The sequence below is a fragment of the Microvirga aerilata genome, assembly GCF_016743775.1.
Lineage (GTDB): Bacteria > Pseudomonadota > Alphaproteobacteria > Rhizobiales > Beijerinckiaceae > Microvirga > Microvirga aerilata.
In genome coordinates, this window is the sequence record NZ_JAEQMY010000108.1 from 1 (window position 1) to 11908 (window position 11908).

Consider the following 11908-nt stretch of genomic DNA (forward strand, 5'->3'; position numbering starts at 1 on the left):
ATGTCCTCAAGGGCTACGATGAACCAGAGACTCTCCCTTCTTCAACTCGCTCGGTCTGTCTCATGAGTGCTGACGGCGGACACTCCTGGCGAGTGAGGACATACTCCCTCTCTTGATGATCTTGGGTGCCATGTTTCAGTGGTTGTCCCGTGGAACGGGCGAGCCCGTGCGGCCTACAAGAAAGTCCAGATCGACACCTTTGTCGGCTTGCAGAACATGGTCGACATAGAGCTTGGCCCAGCCGCGGGTCGCGTGCGGCTCAGGCGCAACCCAGGCAGCTAGTCTGCGCTCCATCTCCTGCGCCTCCACATGAAGATGCAGGCGGCGGGCTGCAACATCAAGCGTGATCATGTCACCGTTCTGCACCAGCGCCAGCGGACCGCCGGCAGCGGCTTCCGGCGCCACATGCAGCACGACCGTACCGTAGGCGGTGCCCGACATGCGCGCATCCGAGATGCGGATCATGTCGCGGATGCCCTTCCTGAGCAACTTCTGCGGCAGCGGCATGTTGCCGACTTCGGCCATTCCAGGATATCCCTTCGGGCCGCAGTTCTTGAGCACCATGATGCAGGTCTCGTCGATGTCGAGATCCTCGTCGTCGATGCGGTGATGTAGGTCCTCGATGGTTTCGAATACCACCGCGCGACCGGTGTGCTGCATCAGTTCGGGCGAGGCCGCCGACGGCTTAATGACGGCGCCGTTCGGGGCAAGGTTGCCCTTGAGGATGGCAATGCCCGCTTCCGGCTTGAACGGCTCCTCGAAGGTGGTGATCACCTCCCGGTTCCAGCATGGTGCCTCCTTGACGTTGTCCCAGATCGACCGGCCGTTTATGGTGAGCGCCTCCTTGTGCAGGAGACCGCGCTCGCCCAGCGTGCGCAGCACCACCGGCAGGCCACCGGCGTAGTAGAAATCCTCCATCAGGAAGCGGCCGGAGGGCATTAGGTCGACGAGGCAGTGGATGTCGCGCCCGAGCCGGTCGAAGTCGTCCAGCGTGAGATCGATGCCGACACGGCCGGCGATCGCCAGCAGATGCACCACCGCGTTGGTCGATCCGCCGATGGCCGCGAGCGTGCGGATGGCGTTCTCGAAAGCCTCGCGGGTCATCACCTTGGAGAGGACAAGGTCCTCGTGCACCATCTCGACGATGCGCCGCCCGGACATGCGGGCAAGCTGATTGCGGCGGGCATCCGAGGCCGGAATGGCGGCATTCTCCGGCAGGCCGACGCCGAGCGCCTCGACCATGGAAGCCATGGTGGAACCGGTGCCCATGGTCATGCAGTGGCCGGCCGAGCGGTTCATGCCGGCTTCCGCCTCGTGGAATTCCTGCAGCGTGACCTCGCCGGCGCGCAGCTGTTCGCTCATGGAGATGATGTTGGTGCCCGACCCGATATACTTGCCGCGATAGACGCCGCGCAACTGCGGCCCGCCTGAGACGCCGATGGTGGGCAGGTCCGCCGAGGCTGCGCCCATGAGCAGGGCCGGTGTAGTCTTGTCGCAGCCCATGAGGAGAACCACGCCGTCAAGCGGATGGGCCCGGATCGCCTCCTCCACGTCCATGGCGGCAAGGTTGCGAAACAGCATAGCGGTGGGCCGCATGGTCACTTCGCCAAGGGAGGAGACAGGGAACTCGAGCGGAAAGCCGCCGGCATCCAGCACGCCGTATTTCACGTGCTCGGCAATGGTGCGGAAATGGGCGTTGCAGGGCGTGAGCTCGGACCAGGTGTTGCAGATGCCGATGACAGGACGTCCGTCGAACTGGTCCTGGGGAAAGCCGCTGTTCTTGAGGAATGAGCGGTAGTAGAAGCCCATCTTGTCCTGGCGCCCGAACCAAGCCTGGCTGCGGAGCTCGCGCTTCTTGTCAGTCATTTTGATTGTCCCAGTATTTCAGTCAGCGAGTTGGCCAGCCCACATGAGGTGAGCTGGGGTTAACGTTAGTGGATGATTGATCTGAAGCGCTTGGGTTTGGTGGTGCTACCACCGGTGTGGCTGGGTAGGATTGCACAGCCGGCCATAAAACTGCCCCTGGTGCGGGTGGTTTATAGCCCCGTGAAGAGTATAAGCATACGGCATTGTAGTGACAACTCCAGCTCTCGACCATGATCTGGGCCTCTTTGAGTGTGTAGAAGATTCCGCCTTTCAGCAGTTCGCCCCCAAGCTCACCTCGACTACGCCGATCTGCCGGATAGCTTCAGTGTCATAGTCGCTCCGCATGCCTTTTCTGGTCGGCGGGATACGAAAGGTATCGGCTAATCAAGCAATGCGTCCTCTCACATTCATTGGCTCATCAACCGGGCAATATCCGCAGCGAAACGCATCTCGGAGTCGTCCTGTGGCTGATAGTCAATCACCCGACGGGCATTGGTGATACTCCAGAATGTGCGAGCGTTGTTAGAAACCCCGTAGAAGATATGAAACGGCACACCGTACTCATCATTGATCTGAGCTGTCTCAATAGATTTGCAGAAGAGCTGCTGCAAATCGCGCTCGCTGATGTAGCCTGCGAGCTCGCGCACGTACCGATAGCGGGGCAGATCAGCGAACTTGCTAGCGTCGATCTCCCGCGGGACGACAATCCGCAATTGGATTATCTCGAGCTTCCGTCCTAGGCTACCACATGCATAAAGAAACCCGAGTGACTCGTAGGCAGACTTTGCCCAGCCATAGAAGTTGTCCGGCCGCGGATAGTCCTCGGGACTTACGCGATCGCGTAGACCAGCAAAGTAGGGTTGCTCGTACCACTTCGCTGCCTGATTGGTGCTGGCCGCCACCACGCGTCGTACACCGTGGTCCAAAGCCATCTGGTAGACCCGCTGCATCATGTCGATATTGCGCCGTTCGCCCTGGTATTGGCTCTGCGGATCAGATCCGTCCGACCGATGATAGGCCGAGTGGACCACCACATCTACTCCGGTGAAGATAGTCTCCAGTTCAGTTGAACTCGCCGTGAGCAAATCGAGCACCTCGACACCATCAACGGGCTGACCAGCTCCGTTCTCCCGCCGATTGTCAATAAGCCGCAGGTCATACCTGTCGCGAAAGACAGAGAGCAGCTGACCCGCTATGTATCCGGTTGAACCTGTCAACAGCACCCGTGGTTTTGGCATGACCTACCTTGTTCACATCCGACGTCGTGGTTCGACGATGGCGTGCGAAAACAGAATTTCCCGCTGGCTCAACTCATCGCTGGAAGGCGGCAAACCGCCAAGAGGGGTAAAATTCCTCCTGGCGGTCCTTCTGTAGCAGCCTAGTTCAAGCGTTTACTGCTTCTGAACCTCTAAGCGGATGACGTTCCACGAGGCCGGCGCGAGCTTGGCCCGTACCTGCTCTCCCCAAATCTCAACCCCCTCCAGAGGAGCAGGCTTGATCGCATCCGGGGTATCCTTCGTATTGACAGCCATGAGATCATCATTGCGCAACTGGTGCGCCTCCTTGACCGTGAGGCCGTCGAAGCCGCGCACGAGAGCTTCCATCGACAGGCTCTCATCAAGGCTGCGGTTGAGCGCGAAGATGGTGACGCAATCCTCATCGTGGTTGTGAACCACGGACAGCTTCAGATAGGGCACTGCCGGGAGCGGGAACAGGAGCTCGGACGTACCGCGTGGATCATAGTACGTCGTCTCGTAGGTGGGGGAGTCTACCTTCGTCTGCAGCACCGTGCCTCGACCGAGATTGCTCATATCTTTGAATGGATAGAAGATGGATTGGCGCCACGCAGGCCCGCCGGTCTCGGTCATGATCGGAGCAATCGCGTTTACCAACTGCGCAAGGCAGGCCGACTTGATCCGGTCGGCGTGATTGAGCAGGGAGATACAGGCGCCGCCGAAAGCAAGCGCGTCCTGCATATTGTAAATCTCCTCAAGGATCGGCGGCGCGACGGGCCAACCGAGCTTGACTCGGCCCTCGTTCTTACGGCGGGTGCGATACCAAACGTTCCACTCGTCAAAACTCAGCATGATGCGCTTGGGCGAACGACGACGAGCGGCAACTGCGTCCGCAATAGCGACGACCTCTTCGATGAAGCTGTCCATCAGGTCCGGACTTGCAAGAAATGCCGGAGTATCATCCGCATAGTTGTTCAGATAGGTGTGCAGAGAGATGTATTCGACGTGGTCGAATGAGTGCTCGAGCACAGTGTCCTCCCAGCTACCGAAGGTCGGCATATTGCGCGAGGACGAGCCGCAGGCGGCGAGTTCGATGGTCGGGTCGATCCATTTCATGAGCTTGGCGGCCTCAGCCGCGATCCGCCCATATTCCCACGCCGTCTTGGTCTCCATCTGCCATGGGCCATCCATCTCGTTGCCCAGGCACCAGAATCTCACGTTATGAGGCTTCTCCCATCCATGAGCGCGGCGCAGATCAGACAGCTCCGTACCACCCGGGAAGTTGCAATATTCGAGGAGGCGTCTGGCATCATCGGGGCCACGCGTGCCGAGATTGACAGCCATCATGGGCTCTACATCGGCCGCTTGACACCAATCCATGAACTCGTTGGTGCCGAACGTATTCGGCTCGGTGGACATCCAGGCGAGATCAAGCCGGCGCGGGCGGTTCTCCACGGGGCCAACGCCATCCTCCCAGTTGTATCCGGAAACAAAGTTTCCACCCGGGTAGCGGATAACGGTGGGCGCCAACTCGCGGACGAGATCAAGCACGTCCCGCCGGAAGCCACGCTCGTCGGCCGTCGGATGGCCCGGCTCGTAGATGCCACCGTAGACACACCGCCCCAAATGTTCGACGAAGGCGCCGAATAGGCGTGGATCCGTTTCCGCGATTGAAAAATCGCGATCAATGGTCACTTTGGCTTCTTTCATTGCAAGGCTCCGATCGGTTGAGCTGTCAGGGAGAACTAAAAGGTCGATTAGCTTGCTACAGCGGGCATGGCTTCCGTGATGGGTTCGTCACGCCAAGCTCCTTCGACTGACAGAACCGCTTCGCGAAGCTTGATGGAGTAGGGATGCTGCGGGGCCGCGAGCACCGTCCGAGCGTCGCCGCCTTCGACTACCCTGCCCTCTTGCATGATGATGAGACGGTCGCTGATGTAATAGGCGGTCGCGAGATCATGCGTGATGTAGATGATCGAAACCCCAAGTTCATCGCGCAGTTTCTTGAACAGGTTGATCACAGTCATGCGCAGCGATGCGTCGATCATCGATACCGGCTCGTCGGCGACGATCAGAGACGGATTTGGCACAAGTGCGCGGGCGATCGCTACACGCTGGAGCTGCCCGCCTGACATTTCATGGGGATAGCGCCCCTGAATTTCGGCAAGCGACAGGCCAACCTTGCGAAGCGAGTCGTCAACCCGCTCCTCCACCTTGTCAGTCGTGCGGCACTCCGTGAAAGTCTGAGCCGCGCTGAACAGATAACGGTCAACACGTTTCAAAGGATTGAAAGCATCGAACGGGTTCTGAAAGACTGCTTGCACATGGCTCATGAACTCCAGCCGATCACGGCGGCTGCGGACATCATGCAGGTCCTTTCCACGAAACAGGATACGCCCGCTGGTCGGAGCTGCGCTGTTGAGGATCATGCCCGCGAGGGTTGTCTTTCCGCTCCCGGACTCACCAATAATGGTGAACACTTCGGGTTTGTCCGCCGCGAGAGAGAAGCTGACATTGTTCACAGCATGGTTGACACTCCGTGAGATGATACCGCCTCTCGCGAAGATCTTGTTGACATTTTCCACGTCAAGAAGGTTCGGACTCATGCGCTCGCCTCCTTATAAGACAGCCTCGACCCGAGTAGGATCGGCTTGGGCAACGTGGCAGGCTGCCCGGTGCCCGGGCAGGATCTCCACCAGGGGAGGAGCCTCGCGGCGGCAGATGTCGATGGATAACGGACAGCGGGGATGAAAACGGCACCCTGGCGGAGGGTCAGCGAGGCTGGGGGGTGAGCCTTCAAGACCCTTCTTCGGCGCCTCATCGCCAATACGCGGCAGGCTAGAAATCAGATGTGCCGTGTAGGGATGGAGTGGTCTCTTGAATAGATCCCGCGTCCTGCCCTCCTCCACCAGCCGGCCGGCATACATAATGCCGAGACGGTCAGTGAGATTGGCGTGAACCGCCATGTCGTGGGTCACGAATAGGATCGATGACTTGAGTTCCTGCTGAATTTCCCGCAGCATCAAGAGCACGCCTTTCTGGACAATCACGTCCAGTGCTGTCGTCGGCTCGTCTGCGATGATGAATTCGGGTCCGCAAACGGTTGCTAAAGCGATGGTAACCCTCTGCCGCATGCCGCCCGACAGCTCGTGCGGATAGGCCTGGAGGACCGCAGGGTCGAGGTGGACCCGCTTTAGGTGCCGTTCCACCAGGTTGGTGAAGTCGGCTCCCTTCACATTCACATGCGGTAATGCGAAGTCCACGAAGGCATGCTTGATCCGCCGGACGGGGTTCAGCACGCTCATGGAACCCTGCATGATGTAGGACAAATGGCTCCAGCGGATCGCCGACAGCTCCTGCGGCGAAAGCTTATAAATATCCCGCTCCCCGTCCTTGAAGCTGAACCGCACCGATCCTTCGACAACCCTGAGCGGGGGACGGATGGCACCAGCTATAGTCTTGATGAGGGAGCTCTTTCCAGAACTCGACTCGCCTGCGAGGCCGTAGATCTCGTTGCGGTCAATCTTAAGGCTGACGTCATCAACCGCCCTCACCTCGCGGTCGACACCGAACAGCTGCATCTTATAATACGCCTTCAGACAGTCAACTTCGAGCAGCGGAGCAGTCTGCAACGCCTTGATTTCATGCGAGGTTGCCATGGTACGGTGCCCGGTGATCATACCTGACCTCCAAGACGAAGGAGGCGGCTGCGCGGGTCGATGTATTCGTTCATCGAAATTGCGAGCAGGAACAGGCCGATGAACAGCATGATGACGAGAACAACTGGGAACGTGATCCACCACCAGACGCCAGATACCAAGGCGGTGTGCTGGTTTGCCCAGTAGATCATGCCGCCGATGGTGGGCGTATTGATGTCGGTAAAACCGAGGACGGATAGCGTCACCTCAATGCCGATCGACCAGTTGATGTTGTTCATGGTGGTCGAGAACACGATCGGCAGAACGAACGGCAGATGCTCTTGAAGAACGATCTTACCGGTGCTCATACCTGAGAATACTGCTTGGCGGGTGAATTCGCGGGTCCGCAGGCTCATGGCGACGGACCGGATCAGTCGCGCGTCATAGGCCCATCCCAGCAGCGCGGTGATGACTGCGAGCAACGCCCAGGACATCTGGTCACGCATGATGAAGTAGAACAGCACCAAGATGGGAAAGAGCGGGATGACAACGAACGTGTCGTTAATCGACATGAGGACGCGGTCTACCCAGCCACCCTTGTAGCCTGAGATCAGCCCAACAAAGAGAGATATGATACGGCTGAGGATCGCCACCACAATCCCGAAGAGGAGAGTGTTCCGGATCGCGAAGGTGAGCTGCCAGAATACGTCCTGCCCACGCGATGTGGTGCCCAGCGGATGCTCCCAAGAGGGTGGCACATCGGGCGGTACGACGTAGACGTCCATTGGCGGGTAAGGCGAGAAGAAGGAGCAAACGGAAACGGTCAGCACAACGAGTAGCAGAATTAGGCCGATGGCAAACTCGATGTTATAATGGAAGAGATCACGAAAGATCTTGAGCGCACTCATCAGTGTGCCTCCACGCGCGGATCGATCAGGGGATACAAGAGATCAATCAACAGGACTGTGGCGGAGACAGCCACAATCGAGATGGTAGTAATGCCGAGAACCAGGCTGTAGTCACCGGCATGGACCGCGCTGATCAGGAGTGATCCGACGCCTGGGTAGCCAAAGACGTACTCGGTGATGATCGCACCGTTGAAGATTGCACCCAGCTGCAACGCAAGACCAGTCACCTGCGGGCCCAGCGCGTTCCGCATCACGTAGGACCGCAGGATCCTGCTGCCCTTCACGCCGGCGAGCTCCGCGTAGATAACGTAGTCCTCGGTCACAACGTTGGATACAAGCGAGCGCATGCCCATGAACCAACCGCCGATGCCAACAGCCATGAGAGACAGAACCGGCAGGATCGAGTGGACTGCCACGTCGAGCGCGAAGGCAAGCGTGTTAGAGCGGTCCGACGCCATTGTGGCGCCGCCGCTGATCGGCAGAATGGGCCAAAGGAAACCGAAGATGATGAGGAGCATCAAAGCGACGACGTAATACGGGATGGGTTTAAGTCCCATGCTGATCACGCCGAATGCCCTGAGGATCCGGCTGTTCCTGTAGTAGCCAGCAAGTCCGCCAAGCAAGTTACCAAGAAACCACGTCAGGAGCGTCGAAACCAGCAAAAGGCCGACGGTCCAGGGAAGGGCTCGCAGGATGAGCTGCGAGACCGGAGTTGGAAAGGCCGACAAGGAGGGGCCGAAGTCTCCGACCAGAATCCGTTTCCAGAACGAAACGTACTGCTCCCACGGTGATCCCTCGAGACCATAGAGCTGGCGCAGCGACTGCCGCATCATCTCAATGGCTTCCGGGCTGGTGCTGCCGAATGAGGTAGCTGCCGAGATCGACTGCTCGACCGGATCAATCGGGGTCATATGCGTCACCAGATAGGTGATGTTGATCCCGACGAAGACGACGACCGCGAACTGCACCAACCGCTTGGACAGATAGGTCACGTAAGCCCTCATGGGCCACTCCTTGTCTGAGGAAAGTAAGGAGATGTCTGCGCGCTACTGCTGCTTGGGCTTCAGCTTCACCATCATTGAGCGGGAGTTACCCCAGTTTGGGACCGGATTGGCATAAGGATTTTCCGCAGTCGGGTATCCCGTCCAATAGGTCTCATCCATGGCCGTGAAGACATTGTAGGCCATGAGCGGGATGATTGGCATTTCGCGAACAATGAGCTTGGCGTACTCACGACCGAGTTCCACGGTTCGTTTGTCGTCAAAGGAAATCCGGCGCACTTCCTCGATGATCTTGTCGAGTTCCGGATGGCTCCACCGCTGCCAGTTGCGGGGCGACTGCGTCTTGCCCGGAGCTGCGACAAACTGAGAATGCCAGCTGTCGAGGAAGTACGACAGGTCCGGATGGCCGCCATAGGTCTCAACGCTCCAGGAAATGAGCGTCTCGAAGTCACCGGCATTCCTACGATCGAGCATCGTCCCTTGAGCCACCTCCGTCTTGGCATCAATGCCGAACTGGCGCCACTGCTGAACGATCATGGTTCCGGCGCGGGTCAGGATCGGGCGGGAGTCACCCTCGACCATTAGCTTGATCGAGAACGGCTTGCCGTCTGGCGTGTGCCAGGCATTGCCGCGCTTCGTATAGCCGGCCTTTTCGAGCAACTCCGCAGCCGCCTGCGGGTTGGGCTTCCACCATCCGTAGCCGAACGCCTTCCTAATTTCCGTCGGATCCGTTGGGATCTGCTCCTTCATGGTTGGGCGCAGCATGTCGGCAATTTGATTGCCGATGTTTGGGTCGTACGGCTTGACCTTGCTCTTGCCTGTATCAATCTCATAGGACGCTAGCCAGTCCTGGAGCGGGATGTGGTAATCGTCGGGATGAGTACCCGTCGGTGGGATACCAATCGGCGAGAGCGTCGCGGCACCACGATAGGACGCCATGGAGACGGCCTTGGCATCAATCAGCAAAGCCAGCGCCCAACGTACGTCACGGTTCTGGAAGGCCGGGTTCTGCATGTTGAAGATAACCGACGGCAGTGTCGGGTCTGGATGGGCGAATGGGAAGTTCTTGAACCAGGTCTTCAGGCTCGGTGACTGCTTGGAGAGAGTGAACATGCCCTCGGGCGCGATGTCATGCACCACATCCAAGTTGTGGTTGAGCTGAGCAATCACGCGCTTATCTGGCGGGCCCGGATCGATATAAGCCGCATATTTCGGGCCCGGTTCGCCATAGCGCCCGAGCGTCGTGCGTTGCCAGTCCTCGCGCTTCTGCCAGATGTACCACTTGCCGTCAGGGTCATGGCTATGGATCTTATAGGCGCCAAGAGAGACCGGCGGGTTGAAGTTAAACTTCTGGGGATCGGCAGCTTTCTCGAAGATATGCTTTGGCATTATCCAGATTGCGTTAAACCGCACCGTAAACAGCGAGTGGAAACGCGAGTTCGGCCTTTTGAGCTTGAACCGAACTGTCCAAGGCTCCGGCGACGATACGCTCTCTACGTTCAACGCCAGCAGGGCGCTCCAGCGCATACCCGGATTCTTGATTTGAGTTTCTACCGTGTAGATGAGATCATCGGCAGTGAACTCGACACCATCGCTCCAGTAGATCCCTGGGCGCAACTTCACCGTCATCTCGGTGAAATCAGCGTTGTAGATCGGCTTGTCTGCCGCGAGTGAATTTTCCCAAACACCGTCAAGTCCGCGCTCTGGATCGATGTACCAGAGCGTGTCGAGGGCGAGTTGATGCAGCCCGGTATACTGGCCACCAGCATTGATGGTCCAGATGTTAAACCAGCCAGGGTTTTTGATCGTACCTTCCGGATTTTCGAGAATTATCGTCTCATTGCGGGGCACGCCCGGGACAGTCGTTTGAGCCAGCGCAGTGGTCGCAGCCAGAGCCAGACCGGTCGCAACGGTAAGCAAGCGTAGAATTTGCATTGGCGCTCCTCCAGGGTTGATTGTTATCTTTTTATTATTTAGCTCTGAGTTTTTCGGAATGGTCAACGGTATCATTGATATATATCCAAACTTCCGTTACATATCGTTAGAAAGACCGTGGGCCTCCCATGGCGGGAGCATCCGCACTGAGTGGCTAAATGTTTAATTTCAAAAGAAAATTCTTGACACTTGTGGCGGAGGAAAGCTCGGAGCCTCTTCGAGGGATTGCCTCACCCGCCCGGATCAGGATCCTCAAACTCCTGCGCGTGCGAGGACCGCTGAACGTCAATGAGATCAGCGACGCGCTAGATTTGCCGCAGTCGACAATAGCGACTCACATCCAGGTACTTGAGCGCTCAGGGCTGATCGAGACAGAAACGCTCAAAGCTTCCAAGGGACAGCAGAAGGTCTGCTCAATCCGCTACGACGAAATCATCATCCGATTTGATGATCAGGATGCGCTCAAGAGTAAGGATCATGTCGAGGTTTCTATGCCGATTGGGCTCTATACGAGTTGCGATGTGAGCGCCCCGTGTGGCCTCTGCTCAACGGAGAATGTTTTGGGTGTTCTGGACGTGCCGGATTTCTTTCTGGACCCAAATCGCATGAACGCATCGCTGATCTGGTTCAGGCGCGGCTTCGTCGAGTACAAATTCCCTAACAATGGCAAGGTACTGGGAGCTAAGATCGACAAGCTCGAGTTTGTCATGGAGCTTTCGTCCGAGGTTCCGGGCACGAGCCTTGACTGGCCGTCTGAGATCAGCCTTTGGGTCAACAATATGAAAGTTGGAACCTGGATCTCGCCGAGTGACTTTGGCGACAAGCGGGGTCTTTACACTCCACAGTGGTGGAAGCTGGAGGGGTCCCAATATGGTAAGCTTGTTACTTGGCAGATCTCCCGTAGTGGAACTTCGGTGAACGACGTTCAGATATCGGATGTAACACTCGACAAGCTGGAACTCGATAAGCATCACGGCATTCGGTTGAGGATCGGGATTGACGAGGCGGCCCGCCATCCTGGCGGGATCAATATTTTTGGCCGCGGGTTCGGAAACTATGATCAAGATATCGTCATGCGCATCCATCTGAAGGAGCAGCTAGGTGTCTAGGGGTAAGCGGTGAAGCCCAGAGTGCCGGAAGGTCCGAAGCGGGTCATTTTCTGCCGGCCCCCTACCCTTCGCGAACGTCTGCTCTGCCGGAGTTAAAGCGCTTTTGATCTGGGCTTGAATCCATTCGGGTGGGCTGCGCGTTGACCGGGATATGGCCCGGGAGGCAAGCCATGCCCCAGCCCTATTCCCCTGATCTGCGTGAGCGTGTTCTGGTTG

Annotated in this window: 9 protein-coding genes; 1 reads left to right on the forward strand and 8 read right to left on the reverse strand. The window is 57.9% G+C overall.

What is annotated here, in order from left to right; genetic code table 11:
* Positions 1–135 precede the first annotated feature (135 nt).
* The 8 genes from JKG68_RS27930 to JKG68_RS27965 all read right to left on the reverse strand — a co-directional run bounded on the left by JKG68_RS27930 (position 136) and on the right by JKG68_RS27965 (position 10583).
* Complete coding sequence (locus JKG68_RS27930; RefSeq protein WP_202065249.1) at positions 136–1866, reverse strand: IlvD/Edd family dehydratase; 1731 nt, start codon at positions 1864–1866, stop codon at positions 136–138.
* A 407-nt stretch (positions 1867–2273) separates the two neighbouring features.
* Positions 2274–3104 (reverse strand): NAD-dependent epimerase/dehydratase family protein, encoded by an 831-nt coding sequence (locus JKG68_RS27935; RefSeq protein ID WP_202065250.1) that lies wholly within the window; start codon positions 3102–3104, stop codon positions 2274–2276.
* A 153-nt stretch (positions 3105–3257) separates the two neighbouring features.
* Positions 3258–4811, reverse strand: coding sequence for an arabinosylfuranosidase ArfA (gene arfA / locus JKG68_RS27940; RefSeq protein ID WP_202065251.1), 1554 nt, complete (start codon positions 4809–4811; stop codon positions 3258–3260).
* A 47-nt stretch (positions 4812–4858) separates the two neighbouring features.
* Entirely contained in the window at positions 4859–5707 is an 849-nt protein-coding gene (locus JKG68_RS27945; RefSeq protein ID WP_202065252.1) for an ABC transporter ATP-binding protein, read from the reverse strand.
* Positions 5708–5719: 12 nt separating this feature from the next.
* Positions 5720–6760, reverse strand: a complete 1041-nt coding sequence (locus tag JKG68_RS27950; RefSeq protein WP_246515963.1) for an ABC transporter ATP-binding protein — start codon at positions 6758–6760, stop codon at positions 5720–5722.
* 17 nt (positions 6761–6777) lie between these two features.
* Complete coding sequence (locus JKG68_RS27955) at positions 6778–7647, reverse strand: ABC transporter permease (RefSeq protein ID WP_202065254.1); 870 nt, start codon at positions 7645–7647, stop codon at positions 6778–6780.
* A complete protein-coding gene (locus JKG68_RS27960) occupies positions 7647–8651 on the reverse strand; it encodes an ABC transporter permease (protein ID WP_202065255.1) in 1005 nt (334 codons plus the stop codon). Before JKG68_RS27960 ends, JKG68_RS27955 begins: the two co-directional genes overlap by 1 nt.
* Positions 8652–8693: 42 nt before the next feature.
* Positions 8694–10583, reverse strand: coding sequence for an ABC transporter substrate-binding protein (locus tag JKG68_RS27965; RefSeq protein ID WP_202065257.1), 1890 nt, complete (start codon positions 10581–10583; stop codon positions 8694–8696).
* Positions 10584–10741: 158 nt separating this feature from the next.
* On the opposite strand from JKG68_RS27965, the gene JKG68_RS27970 reads away from it, so the two are divergent.
* Entirely contained in the window at positions 10742–11692 is a 951-nt protein-coding gene (locus JKG68_RS27970) for an ArsR/SmtB family transcription factor (protein WP_202065258.1), read from the forward strand.
* Positions 11693–11908 lie beyond the last annotated feature (216 nt).